The sequence below is a fragment of the Janthinobacterium sp. Mn2066 genome (assembly GCF_049319705.1).
Lineage (GTDB): Bacteria > Pseudomonadota > Gammaproteobacteria > Burkholderiales > Burkholderiaceae_D > Janthinobacterium.
In genome coordinates this window covers 341,664-364,423 of record NZ_JBMOUF010000007.1, presented here as the reverse complement: position 1 = coordinate 364,423, position 22,760 = coordinate 341,664, and the positions used below count along the sequence as shown (strand labels likewise).

26 protein-coding genes are annotated in these 22,760 nt (G+C 61.6%); 9 read left to right on the top strand and 17 right to left on the bottom strand.

Annotation, left to right across the window (positions count from 1 at the left end; all coding sequences use genetic code 11):
- Window positions 1-98: 98 nt before the first annotated feature.
- The 3 genes from ACL9RI_RS16115 to ACL9RI_RS16105 all read left to right on the top strand — a co-directional run bounded on the left by ACL9RI_RS16115 (window position 99) and on the right by ACL9RI_RS16105 (window position 3,306).
- Window positions 99-1,037 (top strand): SMP-30/gluconolactonase/LRE family protein, encoded by a 939-nt coding sequence (locus ACL9RI_RS16115; protein WP_422727527.1) that lies wholly within the window; start codon window positions 99-101, stop codon window positions 1,035-1,037.
- Between the two features lie 90 nt (window positions 1,038-1,127).
- Entirely contained in the window at window positions 1,128-2,168 is a 1,041-nt protein-coding gene (locus ACL9RI_RS16110) for a MerR family transcriptional regulator (protein ID WP_422727526.1), read from the top strand.
- 61 nt (window positions 2,169-2,229) lie between these two features.
- Window positions 2,230-3,306 (top strand): hypothetical protein, encoded by a 1,077-nt coding sequence (locus ACL9RI_RS16105; RefSeq protein ID WP_422727525.1) that lies wholly within the window; start codon window positions 2,230-2,232, stop codon window positions 3,304-3,306.
- A 7-nt stretch (window positions 3,307-3,313) separates the two neighbouring features.
- Here the strand turns inward: ACL9RI_RS16105 and ACL9RI_RS16100 are convergent, their stop codons facing one another.
- Both ACL9RI_RS16100 and ACL9RI_RS16095 read right to left on the bottom strand, forming a co-directional pair.
- Window positions 3,314-4,522, bottom strand: coding sequence for a D-amino acid dehydrogenase (locus ACL9RI_RS16100; protein ID WP_422727524.1), 1,209 nt, complete (start codon window positions 4,520-4,522; stop codon window positions 3,314-3,316).
- Between the two features lie 13 nt (window positions 4,523-4,535).
- A complete protein-coding gene (locus ACL9RI_RS16095) occupies window positions 4,536-5,009 on the bottom strand; it encodes a winged helix-turn-helix transcriptional regulator (RefSeq protein ID WP_422727523.1) in 474 nt (157 codons plus the stop codon).
- 61 nt (window positions 5,010-5,070) lie between these two features.
- On the opposite strand from ACL9RI_RS16095, the gene ACL9RI_RS16090 reads away from it, so the two are divergent.
- Window positions 5,071-6,270 (top strand): MFS transporter, encoded by a 1,200-nt coding sequence (locus ACL9RI_RS16090; protein WP_422727522.1) that lies wholly within the window; start codon window positions 5,071-5,073, stop codon window positions 6,268-6,270.
- On the opposite strand, the gene ACL9RI_RS16085 is transcribed toward ACL9RI_RS16090, so the two are convergent.
- The 5 genes from ACL9RI_RS16085 to ACL9RI_RS16065 all read right to left on the bottom strand — a co-directional run bounded on the left by ACL9RI_RS16085 (window position 6,258) and on the right by ACL9RI_RS16065 (window position 10,997).
- The gene (locus ACL9RI_RS16085) at window positions 6,258-7,109 is read right to left on the bottom strand and encodes a fumarylacetoacetate hydrolase family protein (protein ID WP_422727521.1); all 852 of its coding nucleotides are present in this window, start codon (window positions 7,107-7,109) and stop codon (window positions 6,258-6,260) included. The two genes, ACL9RI_RS16090 and ACL9RI_RS16085, sit on opposite strands and share 13 nt — an antisense overlap.
- 356 nt (window positions 7,110-7,465) lie before the next feature.
- Window positions 7,466-8,161, bottom strand: coding sequence for a Crp/Fnr family transcriptional regulator (locus ACL9RI_RS16080; protein ID WP_422727520.1), 696 nt, complete (start codon window positions 8,159-8,161; stop codon window positions 7,466-7,468).
- 254 nt (window positions 8,162-8,415) lie between these two features.
- A complete protein-coding gene (locus tag ACL9RI_RS16075) occupies window positions 8,416-9,063 on the bottom strand; it encodes a response regulator (protein ID WP_422727519.1) in 648 nt (215 codons plus the stop codon).
- Window positions 9,064-9,106: 43 nt separating this feature from the next.
- Window positions 9,107-10,339: a GAF domain-containing sensor histidine kinase gene (locus tag ACL9RI_RS16070; protein ID WP_422727518.1), complete on the bottom strand. Its 1,233-nt coding sequence runs from the start codon at window positions 10,337-10,339 to the stop codon at window positions 9,107-9,109.
- A gap of 76 nt (window positions 10,340-10,415) precedes the next feature.
- On the bottom strand, window positions 10,416-10,997 hold the full coding sequence (locus ACL9RI_RS16065) for a DJ-1/PfpI family protein (RefSeq protein WP_422727517.1): 582 nt from the start codon (window positions 10,995-10,997) through the stop codon (window positions 10,416-10,418).
- 205 nt (window positions 10,998-11,202) lie between these two features.
- On the opposite strand from ACL9RI_RS16065, the gene ACL9RI_RS16060 reads away from it, so the two are divergent.
- Window positions 11,203-11,502, top strand: a complete 300-nt coding sequence (locus ACL9RI_RS16060) for an antibiotic biosynthesis monooxygenase family protein (protein ID WP_422727516.1) — start codon at window positions 11,203-11,205, stop codon at window positions 11,500-11,502.
- 18 nt (window positions 11,503-11,520) lie between these two features.
- Here the strand turns inward: ACL9RI_RS16060 and pncB are convergent, their stop codons facing one another.
- From pncB to ACL9RI_RS16045, 3 genes are all read right to left on the bottom strand, one after another.
- Window positions 11,521-12,711: a nicotinate phosphoribosyltransferase gene (gene pncB, locus ACL9RI_RS16055; protein WP_422727515.1), complete on the bottom strand. Its 1,191-nt coding sequence runs from the start codon at window positions 12,709-12,711 to the stop codon at window positions 11,521-11,523.
- A gap of 79 nt (window positions 12,712-12,790) precedes the next feature.
- On the bottom strand, window positions 12,791-13,654 hold the full coding sequence (locus ACL9RI_RS16050; RefSeq protein WP_422727514.1) for a cysteine hydrolase: 864 nt from the start codon (window positions 13,652-13,654) through the stop codon (window positions 12,791-12,793).
- Window positions 13,655-13,720: 66 nt separating this feature from the next.
- The gene (locus tag ACL9RI_RS16045; protein ID WP_422727513.1) at window positions 13,721-13,969 is read right to left on the bottom strand and encodes a hypothetical protein; all 249 of its coding nucleotides are present in this window, start codon (window positions 13,967-13,969) and stop codon (window positions 13,721-13,723) included.
- 125 nt (window positions 13,970-14,094) lie between these two features.
- Between ACL9RI_RS16045 and ACL9RI_RS16040 the strand changes: the two genes are divergently transcribed.
- Complete coding sequence (locus ACL9RI_RS16040; protein ID WP_422727512.1) at window positions 14,095-14,844, top strand: hypothetical protein; 750 nt, start codon at window positions 14,095-14,097, stop codon at window positions 14,842-14,844.
- 4 nt (window positions 14,845-14,848) lie between these two features.
- On the opposite strand, the gene ACL9RI_RS16035 is transcribed toward ACL9RI_RS16040, so the two are convergent.
- Window positions 14,849-15,103 carry a hypothetical protein gene (locus ACL9RI_RS16035; RefSeq protein ID WP_422727511.1) on the bottom strand — a complete coding sequence of 85 codons (255 nt, stop codon included), beginning with the start codon at window positions 15,101-15,103 and terminating at the stop codon, window positions 14,849-14,851.
- A gap of 707 nt (window positions 15,104-15,810) precedes the next feature.
- Window positions 15,811-16,416, bottom strand: coding sequence for an FMN-dependent NADH-azoreductase (locus tag ACL9RI_RS16030; RefSeq protein ID WP_422727510.1), 606 nt, complete (start codon window positions 16,414-16,416; stop codon window positions 15,811-15,813).
- Window positions 16,417-16,562: 146 nt separating this feature from the next.
- Here ACL9RI_RS16030 and ACL9RI_RS16025 point away from each other — a divergent pair, with 146 nt between their 5' ends.
- Entirely contained in the window at window positions 16,563-17,480 is a 918-nt protein-coding gene (locus ACL9RI_RS16025; RefSeq protein ID WP_422727509.1) for a LysR family transcriptional regulator, read from the top strand.
- Window positions 17,481-17,605: 125 nt separating this feature from the next.
- A complete protein-coding gene (locus ACL9RI_RS16020) occupies window positions 17,606-17,833 on the top strand; it encodes a hypothetical protein (RefSeq protein ID WP_422727508.1) in 228 nt (75 codons plus the stop codon).
- Between the two features lie 9 nt (window positions 17,834-17,842).
- Here the strand turns inward: ACL9RI_RS16020 and ACL9RI_RS16015 are convergent, their stop codons facing one another.
- From ACL9RI_RS16015 to ACL9RI_RS16005, 3 genes are all read right to left on the bottom strand, one after another.
- Window positions 17,843-18,154, bottom strand: coding sequence for a MerR family transcriptional regulator (locus ACL9RI_RS16015; RefSeq protein ID WP_422727507.1), 312 nt, complete (start codon window positions 18,152-18,154; stop codon window positions 17,843-17,845).
- A 2-nt stretch (window positions 18,155-18,156) separates the two neighbouring features.
- The gene (locus tag ACL9RI_RS16010) at window positions 18,157-19,083 is read right to left on the bottom strand and encodes a DnaJ C-terminal domain-containing protein (protein ID WP_422727506.1); all 927 of its coding nucleotides are present in this window, start codon (window positions 19,081-19,083) and stop codon (window positions 18,157-18,159) included.
- Between the two features lie 87 nt (window positions 19,084-19,170).
- A complete protein-coding gene (locus ACL9RI_RS16005) occupies window positions 19,171-20,106 on the bottom strand; it encodes an aromatic alcohol reductase (RefSeq protein ID WP_422727505.1) in 936 nt (311 codons plus the stop codon).
- 150 nt (window positions 20,107-20,256) lie between these two features.
- Between ACL9RI_RS16005 and ACL9RI_RS16000 the strand changes: the two genes are divergently transcribed.
- Window positions 20,257-21,165 carry a LysR substrate-binding domain-containing protein gene (locus ACL9RI_RS16000; RefSeq protein ID WP_422727504.1) on the top strand — a complete coding sequence of 303 codons (909 nt, stop codon included), beginning with the start codon at window positions 20,257-20,259 and terminating at the stop codon, window positions 21,163-21,165.
- Here the strand turns inward: ACL9RI_RS16000 and ACL9RI_RS15995 are convergent.
- Together ACL9RI_RS15995 and ACL9RI_RS15990 are read right to left on the bottom strand one after the other, a co-directional pair.
- Window positions 21,162-21,794 carry a beta/gamma crystallin-related protein gene (locus ACL9RI_RS15995; protein ID WP_422727503.1) on the bottom strand — a complete coding sequence of 211 codons (633 nt, stop codon included), beginning with the start codon at window positions 21,792-21,794 and terminating at the stop codon, window positions 21,162-21,164. The two genes, ACL9RI_RS16000 and ACL9RI_RS15995, sit on opposite strands and share 4 nt — an antisense overlap.
- 1 nt (window position 21,795) lies before the next feature.
- A complete protein-coding gene (locus ACL9RI_RS15990; RefSeq protein ID WP_422727502.1) occupies window positions 21,796-22,746 on the bottom strand; it encodes a beta/gamma crystallin-related protein in 951 nt (316 codons plus the stop codon).
- Between the last annotated feature and the right edge of the window lie 14 nt (window positions 22,747-22,760).

The following is a 22,760-nucleotide window of genomic DNA, read 5'->3' as shown; positions in this document are numbered from 1 at the left end:
AAACACGATTGTACGGCCTGCATGCAGCAAGCGCCTGCCGTGCCGGCGGTGAAGTCCGGTACCATGCCTGCTTTGCATCAAAAATATGGAGTTTGCCCATGCCCCGTTCCCGATACGCCCTGCGCTGGCTGCGCGCCGCCGCGCTGGCATTGCCGCTGGTCGGCCTCACCGCCTGCGCCAGCCAGCCCGCCCGCGAGACCCTGTTCCTGGCCACCACCGTGACGGCGCCGCACTCCTTCACCAAGGGCATCGAAGGCCCGGCTGTCGATGCGGACGGCAATGTCTATGCCGTCAATTTCGCGCGCCAGCAAACCATCGGCAAGGTCAAGCCCGACGGCAGCGGCGAGGTCTGGCTGACTTTACCTGGCGCCAGCATCGCCAATGGCATCCGCTTCGGCAGCGATGGCCAGATGTATATCGCCGATTATGTCGAGCACACGATTTATAAAGTCGATCCGGCCACGCGCGCGCTGTCCATCCACGCACGCGAGCCGCGCATGTCGCAGCCGAACGATATCGCCATCACTGCCGGCGACGTGCTGTATGCCAGCGATCCTAACTGGAAGGACAACACGGGCCGCGTGTGGCGCATAGCTCCCGATGGCACGGTGACCCTGGCGCTGGACGCCATGGGCACGGCCAATGGCATCGAAGTCAGCCCCGACGGCAAGACCTTGTACGTGAATGAAAGCGTGCAGCGCAATCTGTGGGCCTACACCATCGCCGCCGATGGCAGCCTGACGGACAAGCGCCTGCTGATCAAATTCGACGATTTCGGCATGGATGGCATGCGCGTGGACGTGGACGGCAACCTGTACGTGACGCGCTATGGCAAGGGCACGGTGGTCAAGCTGTCGCCTGCAGGCAAGGTACTGCAAGAAATCATCCTGCCGGGCGCAAAACCCAGCAACATCGCCTTCGGCGGCCCCGATGGCCGCACGGCCTATGTGACGGAAGTGGTGCAAGGCCGGCTGCTGCAGTTTCGCGTCGACCGGCCCGGCCTGGAATGGGAACGCGCACAGCAGCGCCAGCGTTAAGAATGGTGTACATCTTCATAAAACAATGCTTGACCCTCACGCAACGTCAGGCGCCATGCTGTCTGTACGCCCACGAACAAGGAGTATTCCATGCTGTTGAAAATCGGTGAACTGGCCAGGCGCACGGGCTTGACCGTGCGCACCCTGCACCACTACGACAGCATCGGCCTGCTCTCGCCTTCGGGGCGCACGCAGGCTGGCTACCGGCTGTACCAGCACAGTGACATGGCTCGGCTGCACCGGATCATGGCGCTGCGCAGGTTCGGTTTGTCGCTGGCCGAGATCGCAACTTCACTGGCCGGTCCGGACCTGCCGCTGGCGGCTATCGTGGCGAAACAGATCGCCGCACTCGATAGCCAGATTGCGCAAGCCGATACCTTGCGCAGCCGTTTGCAGCAGTTGCAACAGCAACTGCTGCAGGGGCAGGAACCGGAACTGGCCGACTGGCTGACCACGATGGAGCTGATGACCATGTACGACAATTATTTTTCACGCGAAGAACTGCAACAGATACCGATGCTGACCGATGCCAAGGTGGAACAGGAATGGAAGGCGCTGGTGGCCCGCGTGCGCGCCGTCCAGGCGCAGGGCGCCACGCCCGACGATGCTGACGCGCAAGCGCTGGCCACCGAATGGATGGTCAAGGTAGTGCAGGACACCAACGCCCACGCCGGCCTGTTTGCGCGCCTCAATACCATGCATGAAACGGAAACGGCGCTGCAGGCATCCAGCGGCATCGATCATGCGCTGATGCAATTCATTATCCAGTCCTTCAATGCCTCGCGCGTGGCGCTGTACCGTCCCTACCTCGACGATGCCGAGTTTGCCTTCCTGAAGGACAACTATGGCAAGCGCGCCTCGGAATGGCTGCCCCTGTTTGCCGCCATCCGCGCCGCCATGGATGCCAATGCCGCCCCCACCGATGCCCTGGCACTGGAACTGGCCAGGCAATGGCTGGACCTGTTCCAGTCGTATGCGGGCCGCGACCCGGCCACGCATCTGAAACTGCGCACGGCGCACCAGCAAGAGCCGCGTTTGATGGAGGGCAGTTTCGTCACGCCGGCCATGCTGCAATTCCTGACGCCGGCGATGGCTGTGCTGGCGCAGCAAGCGGGAGCATGCCAGTCGTAAGCGCTCATGGTGAATGCAGCATGTAAAATCGGCCATCATTCACGATAGCAAGGAAACACCGATGCGCCGTCTCTTGTTTGCGCTCCTCTGCCTGCCCGCTCTACCGATGACCGGGCAGGCAGCCACCAGACCCGACAACGACGAGCTGGCCGGCGTCTGGCAAGGCAAGCTGGGCAATGCCGAGATCACCGCCTGTTTTAATTTCCCCAGCACCTACGACAACAAGGGCAATTATTACTACGCGCGCCACAAGACGGCGATCAACCTGAACCAGCCGGAAGGCAAGACCGCATGGGTGGAAAGCGTGGACGGGGAAAATCCCAGCGGCAGCTGGGAATTGGCTAAGCCGCAGGATGGCAAGCTGGGCGGCACCTGGCATCACCCGTCGAATGGCAAGACCCTGCCGATTTCCCTGATCCTGGTGCGCCCGCCGGCCGGCAAGGAAGAGCCCTGCGCCAGCGCTGCCTACAACCTGGCGCTGGAAGAGTTTCCGGCGCTGCTCACCAGCCGCCCCATGTATCTGGACAAGCGCAAAGACGTGTCCTTCCGCAGCCTGCGCATCGCCGATACCATCACCGCCGAGCTGACGGGGCCAGGCAAGGGCATTGCCGCCATCAACAAGCAACTACGTACCGAATTGCCGCAAAACAAGCACGATCTGGTCGATTATTTCGAGCGGCGCCGTAACTTCCTGGGTACGTATGGCGTCGCCATGGACGATGAAGTGCACGCCGAACCCACGTTCTGGTCGGCGCGTTACGTGACGATCAATTTCTACCGCTGGGCGGCAGGCATGGGCCGCAACGGCATCAGCATGCGCTTTCGCACCTGGGATTTGCAGAGCGGCAAGGAAGTCGATGTGTGGCGCTGGTTCGGCAGCAAATCCGAGGAAGGCAGTTACGACATGAGCGCCCTGCCCCTCAGCCTGCGCCAGGCCCTGTTCAAGGGCGTGACTGTCAGCGACGATTGCAAGACCGATTACATGGGCCGCGGCCTGTACCATCTGAGCTTGACGGAGACGGGCGTGAAATTCTGGGAAGAAGCGTATGGCAGCGGTTGCGAGCAGGAGTTCAGCTTGCCCTATGCCAAGCTCGCCCCCTTCCTGACAGCCGAGGGCAAGGCGGCACTGCAGCCTTAAACACAGCTCAGTCCATCGATTGAACCACCTGCGCCGCCACCGTTTCGGCCGTGGCGGCCGCCAGGGTCCAGCCCAGGTGGCCGTGGCCCGTGTTATAGAACACGCCCGGCGCCTTGCCCCGTCCCACTTTGGGCAACATATCGGGCAGCATGGGGCGCAAGCCGGCCCAGGGCACGACCTTGCGCGTGCTGACGTTGGGAAAACATTGCTCTACCCACGCCAGCAGCGGGCGGATGCGGTCGGCGCGGATGTCGCGGTTGCTGCCATTAAATTCTGCCGTGCCAGCCACGCGCAAGCGGTCGACACCGAGGCGGCTGCTGACCAGCTTGGTCGCATCGTCGAGCAGGCTGACGATGGGCGCCGCCGCCTGGCTGGCGGCATCGTCCAGCTGCACGGTGATGGAATAACCTTTCACGGGATACACATTCACATGGTCGCCCAGCATGGCCGCCAGCTTGCGGCTGGCCGTGCCAGCGCAAATGACGACGGCGTCGAACACGCTGTCATCCTCATTGGTGCTGATGCCGACCCGCTGGTTTTCACTGGCGACCGCCGTCACCGTGATGCCGTAACGGCAGCGCACGCCCAGGCGCAGGCAGGCGGCGGCCAGGCCGCTGGTAAATTTGTGGATGTCGCCGGTAGAATCGCTTTCCGTGAAATAGCCGCCGTAAAAATCGCCCATCAAGGCCGGCTCGATGGTGCGCATTTCTTCGGGCGTGACGGGATGGCGCAGTAAGCCGCCCTGGGCCAGCAAACGCGACACGCGGGCCGCCCGCTCAAAGCCGGCGCGGTCGCGGTAGATATGCAAAATGCCGGTCTGGCGATGATCGAAATCAATCCCCTCTTCTGCCGCCCACGAAAACAGATGCTTGCGCGCGGCAATCGCCATGCGCACGGTGGCCACCGTATTGTCTTCATAGGACGGCATGGCGGCCAGGAATTCCGCGAACCAGCTCAGCTTGTGCCAGCCAGGCCGCGGGTTGAGCAGCAGCGGCGCGTCGCGGGTCAGCATCCATTTCAGGGCGTTGACGATGGTGGCCTTGTGGTTCCACACCTCGGCATGCGAGGCAGACAATTGCCCGCCATTCGCAAACGAGGTTTCCATGGCGGCATAGCGGTGCCGCTCGATCAGGGTCACGTGCACGCCCCGTTTCGCCAGCGCATAGGCCGTGGTCACGCCCGTAATGCCGCCGCCGATTACCGCCACCCTGCTCATGGCCTTGTCCTCATCATGTGATTTTTTTCACCAAGGTATCACCCGCCTGCAGCACGCGTCCATCGGGCGAGCGCACCAGCATCGCCTGCACCGGCGCGCCCGTATTGCGCTCCAGCAAGGTCGAATGGACTTCGCCCGCCTCGAACAGCTGTGCCTCGCTCCACTGGCGCAGTCCCACCACGATGGGAAACAGTCCCAGGCCTTTTTCCGTCAGCACATATTCCTGGTAGGCCGTGCCATCGGACGCCGGCTCACTCGTAAAGATACCCTCTTCCACCAGGGTATGCAGGCGGTCGGCCAGGATGTTGCGGGCCACGCCCAGGCTCTTCTGGAATTCGCCGAAGCGGCGCATTCCATCAAAGGCGTCGCGCACGATCAGCAGCGACCAGCGGTCGCCGATCACGTCGAGCGCCCGCGCCACGGGACAGGGATCGGTTTTCAGACTCTTGCGCTTGGCCACCACACTCTCCTTTGTTTGTGGTTGCATTTTAAAACTATTCGGCATAGACTCCAACTAGTTTCACTTTAAAACCAGATTATTCATCCCTATGCGCGATAACAATATCAATAGCAACAAGACCCTGCCCGCCTCGCTTGTGTGGCTGTTTGCCGCCGCCAGCGGCCTGAGCGTGGCCAATGTGTATTACGCCCAGCCGCTGCTGGCCACCCTGGCGCAGGAATTCGGCTTGACGGAGGCGGCCAGCGGCATGGTCATCACGGCCACCCAACTGGGCTGCGCGCTGGCCCTGCTGCTGCTCGTGCCGCTGGGCGATATGCTGAACCGGCGCCGCCTGACCCTGCTCCAGCTGGTGTTGCTATGCCTGGCCTTGCTGGGCTTGGGATCAGCCACTTCCACCGCCGGCTTGCTGGCAGGCATGTTGATGGCGGGTTTGCTGGGCACGGCCATGACGCAGGGCTTGATCGCCTATGCGGCCAGCGCGGCGGCAGCCCATGAACGTGGCCGGGTGGTCGGCATGGCGCAGGGCGGCGTGATGATCGGCCTGCTGCTGGCGCGTACCTTGTCGGGTCTGGTGGCCGATATCGCCGGCTGGCGCGCCGTGTACCTGGTCTCGGCCGCCATCTCGCTGGCCTTGCTGGTTTTGCTGTGGCGCATGCTGCCACCCTCCCCGCAAGCGGAAAAACGCCTGTCGTATGGCGCGCTGCTGGCCTCAATGGTGCACATGCTGGCCCATAACAAGGTGCTGCAGGTGCGCGGTGTGCTGGCGCTGCTGATGTTTGCCACGCTGAGCATTTTCTGGAGCACGCTGGTGTTTCCCCTGAGCGCGCAAGGCTTTAGCCATACGGCCATCGGCGCCTTCGGCCTGGTGGGGGTGGCAGGTGCCTTGGGGGCGGCGCGCGCTGGCAGCCTGGCCGACCGGGGCCGCGGACAATGGACCACGGGCGCAGCGCTGCTGTTGCTGTGCTCCGCATGGTTGCCGCTGGGCTTTACCACGCAGGCGCTATGGCCGTTGATTGTCGGCATCATCGCGCTGGACCTGGCGGGGCAAGCCATCCACGTTACCAACCAGAGCATGATCTTCAAGCACGATAGCGATGCCCATAGCCGCCTGGTAGCCTGCTACATGCTGTTTTATGCGGTGGGCAGTGGCCTGGGCGCCATCGCCGCCACCAGCGTGCAGGCGCTGGCCGGCTGGTGGGGCGTGTGCGGGCTGGGCGCAGCGGTCAGCCTGCTTGCGCTGGTGTTCTGGCGGCTGACCTTGATTCCAGGCCCTTCTCAGGGCAACTGATACCGCTGCACCCGGTGATGTTGAGTTCCCAGCCCCTCGATAGACAAGGTGACTTCATCGCCTTCCTTGAGCCACTGGGGCTGGGGTTTCATCCCCATCGATACACCAGGTGGCGTACCGGTGATGATGACATCACCAGCTTCAAGGGTCATGTAGCGGCTGCAGTAGGAAACAATCTCGGCGACACTGAAGATCATGGTACGGCTATTGCCCTCCTGGCGGCGCTGCCCGTTCACCTCCAGCCACATCGACAAATTCTGGGGATCAGGCACTTCGTCACGGGTGACAAGCCAGGGACCAATCGGACCAAAAGTGTCTGAACTCTTGCCCTTGTCCCATTGTGAACTCTGAAACTGAAAGCCGCGGTCGGACACGTCATTGGCAACGCAATAGCCTGCCACATGACTGAGGGCTTGTTCCACTGCTACGTACTGAGCCCGCTTGCCGATCACCACGGCCAGCTCAAGCTCCCAATCGAGTTGATGGGAATGCGGTGGTTGAATGATGGGATCGTTGGCGCCACTGATACAGCTAATCGGCTTGAAAAAAACCAAGGGTTCAGAGGGGATGGGTAAGTTTGCCTCTTCAGCATGGTCCCGGTAATTGAGGCCGATTGCAATGAATTTGCCAATGCTGCTCATAGGTGGCGCGTAGCGCACGGAAGATCGTATTTCAGGCAACAACGATGTATCCAGCTCGGACAGACGGGCAAGTTCTGCGTCTGACAGAACATCGCTGCTCACATCACCGAGATGGGCGGACAAATCCCGCAGCCGCCCGGATGCGTCAACAATACCCGGGCGAATATCGCCCGGTTCACCATAACGAAAAAGTTTCATGGGATACTCCATAGTGTAGCGAACTGTACGCTTTAAATAACTGTTGCCAAGCGTATTAATTTACGCATGGCCATGTTTGCCTTTAGCAGATAATAGGTTGGCGAACACTGAAAGGCGATAGCGCGGAAGTCACTATGCTTATACCTGGCAGTCATCAATGAACATGCCGGCGCACGGCTTCTGGAAGGCGTGCGTATCATGGCGGCAGGCAAAACCTGCCCAGTCTCGTGGGTACGCGGAGGAATGAAGCGTAGTGGTGAAGCTGGAGCACCGCCAGCATGCAGGCGCTGGCGGACTGGTGGAACGTATGTGTGCGTGCCGCCCTGCTATTTTGGCGGCTGACCTTGCCCGCTAGCCTAGTTGAGCAGCGGCGTGACTGAACCGTGGCGATAGCTTTTCAAGGCGTCGGACTGGATCTGGATCAATGAACCGCTGACTTTGATCAGATGCAAGTCCGTCAGTTGATGCAGCACGCGCGACAGGGTAGCCGGCGCCAGGTTCAGGAACGATGCCAGCAAGCTTTTCTTCAAGTCCAGCTTGACCTCGTTGCTGCGCTGCTGGTCCGATGCCTGCAGCAGATACTCGACCACGCGCTGGGTCGCATTTTGCACCGAGCAACGCTCGACATTGCGGATGAAGCCCATCAAATGGTGCGACAGGCTGTTCATCATCTGGCGGGCGATACGGGGCGACTGGTCCAGCAGGCGTAGCAAGGCATGCGGCGGGATGCGCAGCAGCAAGCAGTGTTCCAGCGCTTCGGCGCAGAAGGGATACGGTTCATCGAGGAAAATCATGGCTTCGCCAAAGCTTTGGCCGGGACGTATCAGTTCCAGCACCTTGTCCGTGCCTTCCATCGAAAACACGCTCAGCTTGATGAGGCCGAAGACCACCACATACGCGCCTTCCGCCACTTCGCCCTTGCGGAACAGCACCTTGCCTTTTTCCACTTCGACCCGCACCACGTCGTGGCGCAATTGTTCAAGTTGGGATGGCGAAATATGGCGGAACAGAGCCTGGCTCGACAGCAAGCCATCGACGTTGACCTTATGCATGACACTCTCTTCTGTGGATTAGCGAATAGCTAAGTGTAGTGTGCCGGCAGCGTCAAGGCCATACGTCAAAGGAACTAGGATCATCTAGGCAAAAACGCTACCCAGATCAATTATCCACGCATTTTTTTGCGGGTATAAGGTCTAACAAAACCGTAGCGAGCGGCAGTGATTTGTGGCTAAGAAGCGCAACCGTGCTAAAGCACGGTGAGCATCGCAGGCCGCAAAGCGCGACGCGCAGTAGGTTTGGATAGGCGTTATTTGCCTAATCCGCGCTCGACCGCGTAAACGGCAATTTGTACGCGGCTGCTGAGCTTCAGCTTTTTGAGGATGTTTTGCACGTGGATCTTGACCGTGCTTTCCGCCACGTCCAGTTCGCGGGCGATTTCCTTGTTGCTCTGCCCGCGCGCCAGGCACGCCATGGCTTCGCGTTCGCGCGGCGTCAGCTTGTCGTAATCTGCTTCGGGCGCGCCCTGGCCGGCGCGAAATTGCGACACCAGCTTGGCCGTCATGGCGTCGGCAATTACCGATTCGCCGGCGGCGGCGCGGCGTATCGCCTGGCCCAGCTGCTCGGCCTCGATATTTTTCAGCAGGTAGCCACGGGCGCCCGCGCGCAAGGCCGCGCCCAGGTCGCTGGCGTCTTCCGATACGGTCAGCATCAGCACCACCGTGTGCGGCCATTGCTGCAAGATTTGCTGCAGCGCTTCCACGCCCGACACGCCGGGCATGTTCAAATCCATCAGCACCACGTCGGGCTGTAACTCGCCCGCCAGCCTGACGCCGTCCTGTCCGTTCGATGCCTCGCCGACCACCTTGAATTGCGGATTGCGCTGCAGCAGCAGCTTGACGCCGCTACGCAGCAGGGTGTGGTCATCGACCAGCAAAATATTGATAGTTGCGTTCACTATATCCGTATCTATGTTGATGCTATATTTAGCTAAAAGTTCATCAGGCGGCCAGGCGCCGCGCTTCGGGCAGGGCCAGCGACACCGTGGTGCCTTCGCCGGGCGTGCTGTCGACGGTCAATTGCGCGCCCAGGCGTTCCGCCCTTTCCTGCATGATGCGCAAGCCGATCTGCACTTCGGCGCGATTGCCCCGCAGGCCAGCCTCGAAACCGTCGCCATCGTCGCACACGCGCAGCGCGAAATCGCGGCCGTTGTCCACCCGCAGCAGCACGTGGCTGGCCTGCGCGTGCTTGCGGATATTCGACAGCGCTTCCTGCACGATGAACAGCACCTGCAATTGCTGTTCCGGCGCCAGCGGCGCGCCATGACCGCGCACGTCCAGCGCGCCCGCGATGCCAGTTTGCTGTTCGAACCTGGCCAGCACTTCGCCCAGCTTTTCCTGCAAGTCGCTGCCCTGCCAGCGCGTACGGAAATTGACCAGCAATTCGCGCACATCCTGGTAACTTTGCTCCACGCCCATGCGCATCAAGGGCAGCACTTCAGCCGCCTCGCCCAGTTCGCCCCGGCGCACGGAATCGTCGAGCATCTGCACTTGCAGGCTGATGAAATTCAAGCTTTGCGCGATACTGTCGTGCAAGCCTTCGGCCAGCAGGCTGCGTTCGCGGGCCACGGCGAATTCTTTTTCGCGCGCGATCAGGCGCTGGTTTTCTATCGCAATGCCCAGGCTTTGCGCCAGGGTTTCCAGCCAGCCATGTTGCTGCGCGCCCACTTTTTTCGGCTGCGCAAAATGCAGTGAAAAACTGCCCACCACTTGTTCGCGCACGATGATGGGAATCACCGTAATCGCGCTAAAACCTTCGTCCTGGCAACGGAAGCGCTGTTCCGTATCGCTAGAGCGAAACTCGCGGATCTGGATCACGCCCTGCGCCACGGCCGCGCCGCACAGGCAATCGTTGTTCGGGATGCAGTGTTCTTCCTCCACCATCGCGTCGGAGATGCCCTCGTGCACGATCATGTGCACCGTGTCTTGCTGTGTATCGAGAATGCGCACCGTGCCGCCTTCGGCCTGGGCGAACTGCATCACATGGCGCAGGAAGCCACGGCACAAGGCGTCGATCGCGTGCTGGCCGGCCAGCAAGGTGGAGATAGCGTGCAGGGTGGCCAGTTGCCGCTGCTGCGCGGCGCTCAGGCCGGCTGGTGTGTGTGCCTGGCGGCGCTGGCGCCAGCGCGAGGCGGGAAGTTGTTTGCGGGAGGGATTGCTGCGCGGCGCTTGCATGAAAACTCGAATCAAAAGAAAAACATACCCGCCATGCCGGTCACGGCGTGGCGGGCCAGAAAATAATCATGAACAATTACAAACGGATTTCCGTGCCCAGCAATTTGACGAACTGCGCCAGCCACGCCGGATGCGCGGGCCAGGCGGGCGCCGTCACGAACTGGCCATCCGTCACCGCTTCCGTGACGGCGATATCGGCATACTCGCCGCCAGCCAGTTTGACTTCCGGCGCGCAAGCCGGGTAGGCGGAAATGCGCTTGCCGCGTATCACATCGGCGGCGGCCAGCAATTGCGCGCCATGGCAGACGGCGGCGACCGGCTTGCCCGCTTCGGCGAAATGGCGCACGGCGGCGATCACCCGGTCGTTCAGGCGCAGGTATTCGGGCGCGCGGCCGCCGGCAATCATCAGCGCGTCGTAGCGGGCTGGATCGATTTCATCAAACGCCGCGTTGAGCGTGAACAAATGGCCCGGCTTTTCCGTGTAGGTCTGGTCGCCTTCGAAATCATGGATGGCGGTCCTGATGGTGTCGCCGCTCTTCTTGCCAGGGCAGACGGCATGCACGGTATGGCCCAGCATCAGCAGTGCCTGGAACGGCACCATCGTTTCATAATCCTCTGCAAAATCGCCCGTCAAAAACAGAATTTTCTTCGCTGCCATTTGGTTCTCCTATGAAAGATCATCCCAACATTCCCGTTTGCAAGATACTGCACAAGACGTATCTTACCGCCACTTGCACGCCAGTTACGAGAATATCAAGATATTTATCTCACAATTCCCGCGCGATAAGTTCAAAAGCAACTCTCACACGCAAGCGCAAACCATGGCAAGATAAGCGTTCTTCCCCTTCACACCGGAACTATCCATGATTTTTGAAATTGCCCATATCCAGATCAAACCCGAGACCCACGCCGCCTTCGAAGCGGCTGTCGCCAAGGCCGTGCCGCTGTTCAAGAACGCGCGCGGCTGCCAGGCCGTGCACCTGGAACGCTCGATCGAAAACAGCGAAGGCTACCGCCTGGTGGTGCGCTGGGCTACGCTGGAAGACCATACCGTGCACTTCCGTGGCAGCGACGCCTTCCCCGCCTGGCGCGCCCTGGTCAGCGAATTCTTCGCCGCCCCGCCGCAGGTAGAACACATGCAGACCGTGCTGACGGGGTTTTAAAAAAGAAAACAGGTGTACTCACGCGGCGGGGTGATGGAATACCTGTCGTAGGTAGGCAAGGAAGGTTTCATCCTTGCACAAGGTCTTGCCCGGCGAATCGGACAGTTTCGCCACCGACTGGCCGTTGCAGCGCACCAGCTTCATGACGATGTTGAGCGGCGTCAAGCCGACGTCGTTCGTGAGGTTGGTGCCGATGCCGAAACCCGTCATGATGCGGTCGGCAAAATGCTGGTACAGGGCAAACGCCTTGTCCAGGTCCAGGCCATCGGAAAACACCAGGCGCTTGGTATTGGCGTCGATGCGCAAGGCCGCGTAATGGGCCAGCGCCTTTTCACCCCACTCGACCGGGTCGCCCGAATCGTGGCGCAAACCGTCGAACAGCTTGGCGAAGTACAGGTCGAAATCGGCCAGGAAAGCATCCATGCCCACCACGTCCGTCAGCGCGATGCCAAGGTCGCCCCGGTATTCCTGCACCCAGTCTTCCAGCGCGGCTTTCTGGAAATCGCGCAAACGCACGCCAAAGGACTGGAACGATTGCATGTATTCATGCGCCATGGTGCCGATCGGCACGATGCCCAGCTTTTTCGCCAGGTAGACATTCGAGGTGCCCTTGAAATACTCGGGCACGGCGCGCGCCAGGGTCGACACCACCTCATCGTGCCAGGCGCCTGAAAAACGGCGGCGCACGCCGAAATCGGAAAATTCAAACGGATGCTTGCGGCGCGGCAGCTTGCCGAATTCCTTGACGGCCGCCACCTTGCTTGCCAGGCGCTGGCGCCCTTCGCGCAGGGCCGCATCGAGGTCGAAGCGGCGGAAATACAGTTCGTTGATGATGTACAGCACGAAAATCTCGAAGCCCATCACATGCACTTGCGGGCCGGCCGCATGCACGACCAGGTCGTCGCCATCGGTGCTGACGTCGATGAATTTGCGCTGGAAGCGGAACACCGTCAGAAAATCGACGAAATCGCTCTTCATGAAGCGCAGGGTGCGCAGATAGGCCAGCTCGTCCTCGGCAAACGACATGGAGCACAGGTGGTCGAGCTGCTCTTCCAGCTCATGCTTCAATTCGGCCAGCGGGAACACGGGTGTATTGCGGCAGACAAATTCGTATTCGGTATGGGTATTCGGATGACCGTGCAGCAAAGCTTGCCACATTGTAAATTTATACAGATCGGTTTCCAGCAAACTGCGCACTATCGGGGTCATGTGTAATTTTCTCCAACTTCCTCAAGCCAAGATAGTACGCCACTGCAAGCATTTCAGCAGAGAGCGGCTTATAAATGTGTCACCCGGCGGCATTTTGCTGCAGCTCAGGCAAGACCTCCGCTGCCGTCGCCAGCTGCGCCCCGCGCGCCTGCATGGCGGCCAGGAAATCGCGCTGCTGGACTTCGAAACCCGTCACCGGACTCATGCAATCGGTCAGCAGCACCAGACGCGACAGCGCCTGTTTGCCCTGCTGCTGTTCCAGGTAGTCGGCGATATGTTCGGTGCTGGCCTTGACGCAATGGCTGGCCGCCTCGCCGCAGACATAAATGCGCTCGGCCGGAATCAGGGTATCGAGGAAGGCCAGATTCAACTGCGTGGCCGGATCTTCGCTGTCCGGCACTTCCGCCATGACGGCCGAGTAATGCTCGGTCCACGGATTCGATCCCTTGCTGAGCTTGGCAACCACTTGCAGCTGGTCCACTTCCCAACCGTTATAGGCGGCGCGCACGGCCGCGTGGATACTCTGGCCCCAGGAACCGATTTCGCAATGCACGGGCCACACCATCAACTGGTAGCGCCCGGCTTGTTCCAACGCATCGAGATAAGCGAGGGCGCGCGGCAAGGCTTCCGGCCGGCGTGGCAGGTAGCGGCCAGCGCGCACATCGGCGGCGACGATTTGCGTGAACGGCGCCACCGCAGCGCCATCTGCCGCGCGCCAGAAGGTGGGGTGGGCGATATCGTAGCGGTGGTGGGCGTCGAGGGTCACGCTGATCTGCGTCAAGCCTGCGCCGCCCTGCTCGATCAGGCGCGCCACGCGCAGCATGTCGGCATGCGCGCCCGGCACGGGCAGCGCTGGCGCGGCGCCTTGCGGCAGCCAGTCGGCAGGCAGGTCGCAAAAATCGTTTTGCGGGTCGATGACGAGCAGGTGCAGCGAGCGTTGCATGGTGATCCTCGGGCGTGGTGGAAAGGAGATGATACGGGCAAGCTTGCAACCGCGCAAAGCTCCATCTCAATACGATGGCGGCTGGCGCAACCGTTCCAGTACTGCCAGACCTTCGGCCTGCGCGGCCTGTTCCGCCTCCGCTTCCGTCATGAAAACATGATCGGCCAGCACCCGGTGCTTGGGAAACACATTGTCGCGATGCATGGGACTGCCTGAGGGCGTAAAGATGGCGACGTAAGCGCCCCACTGGCGGGTACCCCGCAAGGGTTCCGCCGTGTAATCGACTTCATAGTGATCGACAAACGCTATTGGCACAGCACGCCTCCCAGCCGCCTTCCACTGCAGACTACCACGTCTGTGAAACAGTTTCAGCGCGGCTGACATGGACGGGCGAGCGCGGTGTACACTTTATTCTTTGATAAAAAACAAAACAAGAACCCATGGATCACTACGTCAAGCAAGCCATCGCCGCCCGCCATGCCGGCCGTCACGATGCAGCACTGCATTTGCTGCAGCAGCAGTTTGATCACCTCAGCAATAGTGCCGGACATCTCAAGAGTCGCCTGTTTATCACGGTGTTCGAGTGGGGCCAGCTGGCCGAGGTTTATCCTGCCGCCCATGCGGCGCTGGCCAGCGCGCGTGACGGGCAAGCTGCGCGCCTGCTGGCCGGTGATGAATTCTTCGGTCTGCCTGGCGAAGCGTGGCCGCGCCCGCGCTTCCAGCTGATACTCGACATGAATGCAACACTCGGGGAGGAGCGGGCCAGTCATGACTTGTTTATCCAGCTGCTATCGGGATTGCCGGAGCTGGCGCAGCGCGTCGCCTTGCTGGCATTGCCTGCGATCGTGGCGGCGGGCGATTTTGCGCTCGCTGAAGCTTACCTGCCTGACCCGCTGGGCCAGCTGGAAGCCTTGAACCGGGTGGCAGATGAGCTGCCCCTGTTCCCGCCGCAAAACGAAGCACCGAGGGTCATGGCGGAATTGAATGGTTTTACCCGGGACGTGAGCTTGTGCGTAGCGACGCTGACGGGACTGGGACGCGCGGACGAGGCCGCCAGCTTGCGCCAGGCGGCGCTGGCAGGCCTGGACTCGCCCGCATTGCGCGCATGGGCGCAGCGCGAACTCGATGCTCCGGGCGCCGTCTTTCGCGAACTGCAGGCTAAGCAACTAGCCCCGGAAACGATCGCTTAAGCCATCAAGGATGCAGATAGTAGCGGCGCCGGCGGCGCTCGACCAGCTTGACGGCGGCCTCGCCCGCGACGGCGATGGCGTCGGCTTCCGTGGTGAATTGATGGTCGGCCGAGACCCTGCGTTTTTTCAGGATATTGGTCCTGTGCATGGGATTGACCGAAGGGGCGTAGACGGCGACATAAGCGCCCCATAACTTGCAGCCGCGCAAGGGCTCGGCCATGTAATCCACTTCATAAAAATCAACATGCTTTATTGGCACGATGTTTGCTCCAAAAAATGACCGGCTAGTTCGTCTCTAAAAACTGGCCCGGTGGTGGGTTGGAAACCATGCGATCGCGCTTGCTCAGGATACTTGGCTCAGCTATTTATTTTTATGACGCGGCACAACTTAAAATGATGAACGATCAGTTCATCTTGCTACAAGATGGCGGCAAGGTGTTGCTTTAGCGCATCTATAGAAAGTATAAACGATGCAAAAAAAATATTGCAACGCGACTAGCTATTGAATCGAGGACGCGTGCAATGACTGCGCGCCGCAACGGGACCACGCGCCGTGTCCGTGCGCGTCATTGCAGATGATGTGGATATGGCCGTTATCGGCCAGACGATGTGCGTGCCGCGTCGGCGATGACGGCAGCGTGCTGCTGATGGGGAGCGGTGGCGCGGAGCGCGCCAGCGGGGAAATTCCGGGCAATACTGCCCTTGCCAGCTTGAACATGAGGATCTTTCATGGCGAACCGCTCGCCGGGCTGATGCGGAGCGCATCGCCGGCAAGCTTATGTCAACCATACAAGACTGGCAATCCTCCTAAAGAACTAGTTTTCCGATTTGCAACGCCTAACAAAACCGTAGCGAGCGGAAGGGAGAGGTGGCTAAGAAGCGCAGCCGTACGAAGTACGGGGGCGCCGAGCTGGTGAGCATCGCAGGCTACCTATACCGACGCGCAGCAGGTTTTGTTAGGTGTTCTTAGGCTGCCAGTGCAGCGATCGAAGCACGGGTCTTGGCCAGCGCATTGGCCAGCGCTTCGTCGCCGCGCGCCACGCCTTCAGTCTGGATGAAGCTGACGTCGGTGATGCCGAGGAAGCCCAGCGCCGCGCGCAGATAGGTGCTCAGGTGGTCGTAGGCAGCGGCCGGACCTTCGCTGTAGATGCCGCCGCTGGAGGTAAAGATGTAGGCTTTCTTGCCCGTTGCCAGGCCGACCGGGCCGGTTGCCGTGTATTGGAAGGTGCGGCCCACGCGCGCCACATGGTCGATCCATGCTTTCAGGGTCGATGGCACGGAAAAGTTGTACATCGGTGCAGCCAGGACCAGCACGTCGGCGGCCAGCAGCTCATCGACCAGGGTATCGGACAATTTCACGGCGAATGCCGCTTCTGCGCCGCGTTGCTCGGGTGGCGTAAAGAAGGCGCCGATCACGTCTTCCGTCAGATGCGGCACTTGCTGGGTAGCCAGGTCGCGCTCGACGACGGTATTGCCCTGTGCCGCCAGCTTGGCGACGAATTCGCCTGACAATTGACGCGACAGGGAACTGTTATTGCGTGCGCTGCTATTGATGTAGAGAACCTTGGACATGAATCGCTCCTTCAGAGAAAGTGGATGTGGAATGCCGCAATTGCTGCACTTGCACATATCATAGTTCGGGTCTACTATCGACGAAACCAGTTAAATTTAAATGCTTAGCATCGATTTTGTAGATATCAGATGGAAATGGAGTGGCCATGAGAGAACCAGGACAACCTTCGCTGGACCAGTTGCGCGTGTTTGTCGCCGTCATCGATGCGGGCGGCTTCGCCCATGCGGCGCGCCAGCTGCACCGCACGCAATCGGTAATCAGCTACACCATCGCCAACCTGGAAGAACAGCTGAACGTGGTGCTGCTCGACCGGAGCAAGCGCAAGCCCACCCTGACCGATGCCGGCCAGGCGCTGCTGGCCGATGCGCGCGCCGTGGCGCTGAAAATCGACGCCATGCGCGCGCGGGCCAAGGCGCTGGCTGGCGGACTGGAAGCGGAAGTGTCGGTGGTGGTGGACGTGATGTTTCCCACCTGCGTGCTGGTGCGCATCCTGGAAACCTTCCAGGTGCAGTTTCCCACCGTCGCGCTGCGCCTGCGCATCGAAGCCATGGGCGCCGTCTCGCAACAGGTACTCGACGGCCATTGCCATCTTGGCGTGGGCGGCTGGATGTCAGCCAATTCGGACGCCCTCGAACGCCTGGCCATCGGCCATGTGCGGCTGATGCCGGTGGCCGCTCCCGGCCATGCGCTGGCGCAGCTGGCAGGGCCGATCCCCATCGGCCTGGCGCGCGAACATGTGCAACTGGTGCTCAGCGACCGCAGTTCGCTGACGGAAGGCCAAGACTTTGGCGTGCTGGGGCTGCGCAACTGGCGCCTGGGCGACCTCGGTTCCAAGCACGCCCTGCTGCGCGCGGGCCTGGGCTGGGGCAATATGCCCGAAGCGATGGTGCGCGAAGACCTGGCCTCGGGCCGGCTGGTGCACTTGCCGCTGATCGTCGACAAGACCGCCAACTACCCGATCTACCTGATCCAGCGCACCGGCACGCCGCCGGGCCAGGCCGGCAAGTGGCTGACGGAGCGGTTTGCGGAGCAGTTGCCGCTGCTGCTGGAGCAGGGGTATTAGAAGAATACTGGTAGAGGTATGATACCCATCCCAACCCAAACGCAAACCCTGGGATCGGCCCCTCAGGGTCCGACCCCGGTACTTGCGGGGTTTATTTAGCAAGACACAATAGCAAAGAGAATCACATGGCAGGCATCGACGACTTCGTCAACAAACAAAAACCTGGCGCGCGTTTCGTCATCACGGCGCAAATGCTGCGCATGACGCCGCAGCAATTCGACAGCGTGGCGCAGGAATGGATGGAAGACGGCGGCCCCGGCTTCGACGTGGCCGGCATTCCGCACCGGGTGGTGGTCGACGGGCAGTTTTATATCAGCCGGATCACCGTGCAGCGGCACGGCGAACCCGCCTGAGACTTTTGTTTAGTCGACACCCAGCACATGCAGGCGCCGCTTCAGGCGCGCCACTTCTTCGGACAGGTCGACCACCAGCGCCGCCAGGTCGGCATTCGCATCGAACACCGATTCGATTTCGCGCAGGCGGCGCGCGCGCACCAGGTCCAGGCTGGTAAAACGCCAGGCCGTGAGCTGTCCTGGCGGCGGCCCGCCATGCAGCAGCACGCCCGTCTGCACCCTTTGCACCACCCAGTCAGGCTCCACGGCGCAGGCGCGCGCCAGTTCTTCCAGGCTCAAGGCCGAGTCTTCCAGCAGTACGCCGATGAGATTGCTCGTCATGATCATGCTCCCAGCTTCTGGCGCGGATTGAAAGCCATCTCGCGCGCCATGGTTTCATACAGTTCGCGTGCCTTCGCATCGTTGGCAGGCGGCAGCACCACTTCCAGCAGCAGATATAAATCGCCGGGCTGGGCCGAAGGTATGCCGCGCCCCTTCAGGCGCAGCTTGCGCCCCGTCTGCGAATTCGGTGGCACCGTCACGGACACCGTGCCCGATGGCGTGGGCACGTCGATGGAACCGCCCAGCGCCGCCTCCCACGGCGCGACGGGCACCGTTTCAAACACATCGCGCCCTTCGACCTTGTAGCGCGCATCGCTCTGGAAGCGGATTTCCAGGTACAGGTCGCCGGCTGGCGCGCCGCCACTGCCCGGATGGCCCTGCCCTTTCATGCGCAGCTGCTGGCCTTCGGTCACGCCTTTCGGTATCGTCACTTCCAGGGTGCGCTCGCGCGTCACCACGCGGCCCTGCCCATCGGCTTCCGGCACGCGCAAGACGATGGTGCGTCTGGCGCCGTGGTAGCTGTCGTGCAGGCTGACCTCGATGGCGGCGTGGCTGTCTTCGCCCTGCATCTGGAACTGGCTGTTGGCGCGCCCCCGCCCACCCACGTGGGCGAACAGGTCGGCAAAGAAATCGCTGTCGTCGGCGCTGGACGATTCGTAGCCCGAACCCCAGTTAGGCGGCGGCCGGAAAGGCTGGCCCTGGGGCTGCCCCTGGGCGCTGCGCCCCAGCTCATCGTAGGCAGCACGCTTTTCCGCGTCGCCCAGCACGCCATAGGCTTCGTTCAGCTCCTTGGTGCGCTTGTCCGCATCGGGCTCCTTGCTGACGTCGGGATGGTATTTGCGCACCAGCTTGCGGTACGCTTTCTTGATATCGGCCTCGCTGGCCGTCTTTTCGACGCCAAGCTCCTTGTAATAGTCCTTGTAATCCACCGTGCATGCTCCCCATGGTTGACCCGCCTGTGGAAAGAGTACACGAATTGAGCGGAACTATGGTTGCGCACAATACAAGCAGAAGAGTTAAGGCCTGGCTTTCTGACGCGCAAGCAGCCACGCCCGGACATCGGTCGTGGGGATGCCTTTTTGCGCGTTGTAGGTACCCGCCTTGTCCCACCACATGCCGTGACCCAGTGCGAAGGCGGCGCGGTAACGCAGCATGACATCGTCCGGCTGCTGCAGCAGTTGCACGGCTAGCATGTCACGGCTTAACAGCTCGCGTTTAACCACGCGCCCCGTCACCTCGCCGACGATATCGGCCAGCTGGCCATAGGAAATCGTGTCGCTGGCAACGAAGACCACCTGATTGCGGATGCGCGGCTGCTGCAGCAGGATTTCGGTGGTCAAACGGCCGATGTCTTCCGGCGTGGTCACCGTCACTTGCGTTTCCCAGGTCCCCAATCCGCGCACGATGCCGGCCTCGAAATCGACCAGGCCCGTGCCTGGCTCGAACAGGAAACTGGTGAACATGCCAGTCGAAATGATCACCCATTCGGTCCCCGATTGCGACCGCAGCAAGCCCCGCACATCGTACTGTTCATCGAACACGGGCTGGCCGCTGCCCTTGCCGATCACGTCATAGTCCACCCCGAACTGCCATGGAAAATAGCGGCGCACCCCGGCGGCAATCGCGGCTTCCGTCAGCCGCATCTGCGTACCCGCGCCGGCCACGAATCCCGTGCAGTTGATCACCGTATGGAATTGGCCCAGCAAGGCGATCAGATCGGCATTGCTGCGCCCGGCCAGGTCGAACGGCAGCAATTGCACGCCCATCGCATCCAGCTCGCGCTGGCGCAGCAGCTGCATCGGTGTCGGCGAGACCAGCGATTGCGGCGTCACCAGCACGGACAGCGCAGTACCCGTCTGTTGCAGGCGCGGCGCCAGGCTGCGCAAGACCGCCATGCCCAGTTCTCCGGCGCCCAGCACCAGGGTATTTTCCATTTCCACGTTGTGCTTCATCTGCGTTTCCTTTTCAGCGATTAGTCTGTTTTTTGATCCAATCTGCAGAGTATAAAATTGAAGCACCACCTACATAAGCCCCCAGACGCTGCTTTCAGAATTGCAAAATACGGGATAATCTAGCGACTTATCAGCCAGCAGGAGAACGCCTTGGACAGAATCCGCGCCATGCACATATTTGCCCGCGTGGTGGAATCGCACAGCTTCGCCGGGGCCGCGAAGAGCCTGTCGATTCCCCGCTCCACCGTCAGCAGGACCATTCAAGACCTGGAGGCGTTTCTCGGCGCCAGCCTGCTGCAGCGGACCACGCGCACGCTCAGCCTGACGGCCGCCGGCAGCCTGTACTACGACCACTGCCTGCGTGTGCTGAGCGAGGTGGAGGCGGTGGAAACCCGGCTTGCCACGAATGCGAGCCAGGCCCGCGGCAAGCTGCGCATCGACATGACGGCGTCGTTTGCGCGCCAGATCGTGTTGCCGGCGATCGCGCAATTCCAGGCCAGGTATCCCGAGATCGATCTGGTGCTGACCCTCGGCGACCGGCCGGTCGACCTGATACAGGAAGGCGTGGACTGTGTGGTGCGCAGCGGCGTGCCGGAAAACTCGGCGCTGCTGGTGGCGCGCAAGGTGGGCAGTTTTGTATGGCTGGTGTGCGCCTCGCCCGACTATCTGGCGAAGCATGGCAAGCCCCGGTCGCTGGAAGACTTGCAGCAGCACCAGCTGATCGAGTTTCACTCGGGACGCAGTGGCCGTTCAATCGACTGGCGCTTTATCGCCGACGGTCAAGAGCGCACGATCGCCGTGCGGGGCAAGCTGGCCGTCAACGATACCGACGCCTATCTGGCATGCGCGCTGGAGGGACTGGGCCTGATACGCATCGCCGATTACCTGGCGGCGCCGCACTTGCGCAGCGGCCGCCTGGTGCAGGTGCTGGAACAGTATCCTGGCCCCGCCGTCCCGCTCTCGGTGATTTACCCGCAGAGCCGGCACCTGTCGTCGACGGTGCGAGCTTTTACAGAGTGGATGGCTGAGCTGTTAAACGATACGGCAGTATCTACCTAGCGTACCCTGCGCACCGAGGAAATGCGGCGCTCCATGCCGTGCAGGCGGCCGTAGCTGCCCGGCCCCATGATCATGCAGCGGCCACGGTAATTGGCGTCGGCGCAGAATTCCCAGCGGCCGTAGTTGACGACGACGGAAACGGTGCGGTCATTGAAGCCGTAGCGGCTCAAGTCGCGCGCTTCGCGCTCCAGGCGCACGGGCCGGCCGCGCATGCCCACATCGGGAAACAGCAGCACGGCGCCGCGCATGTCGTCCGGCGGCTGCGGCCTGGGGGGTGGCGGTGGCCGATGGCCGCCGTGGCCAGGCTTGTTCACTTCACGGACCGAGGAAATGGCGTCATTCATGCCGGGCAGGCTGCTGTAATAGCCCTGGCGCAGTACGCGGCAGCTGCCCCGGTAATTGGCGTCCCTGCACACTTCCCAGGAGCCCGAACGCACGATGATGCTCGACGCCTTGTCATTAAAGCTCATGCGCGACAGGTCGCCCACGTCGGAGCGCACGGTGACGGCGCGGCCCCGGAAATCGCTATCCTGGAACAAGGTCAGCTCGCCCGCCTCGGCGGCCAACGGAACCAAAGGGGCCAGCAGGGTGGCGGCGCACAGCAGCGCCGGACGGAAAGCAGCCCGCATCTCAGCGCACCCTGCGCAGGGAGGAAATCTGGTTTTCCAGGCCATTCAGGCGGCCATATTGTCCCGGCCCGATGATTTCGCAGCGGCCGCGGTAATACGAGTCGCTGCAGACTTGCCACTGGCCGTCATTGACGACGATGGACGAGGCGCGGTCATTGAAACCATATGGCACCAGGTCATCGGCATTGCGGTCCAGCGCCAGCGGTTCGCCGCGCATGTCGCTGTCCGGGAACAGCAGGATGGCGCCGCGCTGCTGATACTGCGGCTGCTGCGGATACTGTGGCTGATCATACTGCTGCTGGCGGCGCGCTTCGCGTTCATCCACCATGCGCGCCGACGATACCCTGCCGGACAAGCCGCGCCCCAGGTCATCGTAGCGGCCAGGTCCGAAGATGCGGCACACGCCGCCGTAATTCGAATCACTGCACAACTGCCAGTAGCCGTTGTAGATGATGATGCTGGTGGTGCGGTCATTGAAGCCGATATTGACGAAGTCGTCGGTGTCGCGGTTCAGCCGCGCCGAGCCGCCATTTTGCCCCGCGCCCGAATACACTTCCAGCACCGAGCCACGGCCATAGCCGCCGCCATAACCACCACCATTGCCACGGTCAGGATCGCGGCCCGGACGGCCGGTGTTGTAGCCCATTTCGCGTACTGAGGAGAGGGCGTCGTTCATGCCCGGCAGCGAAGGGTATTCGCCCGGCCCGATCACCTTGCAGTTGCCGCGAAAGCCGCCATCGGTGCACACTTGCCAGCTACCCGAACGCACGACGATGCTCGACGCCTTGTCATTGAAGTCATAGCGCGACAAATCGTCCGTGGTTTCACGCAGGGTCACTGCGCGGCCACGGAAATTCGAGTCTTCAAATAAGGTGATTTCGCCGGCGCTGGCGCCCAGGTGGATCAGCAAGGCAGCTGCGCACAGCAGGCTGCGTTTCAAACGGTACAACATAGTTCACTCCATTT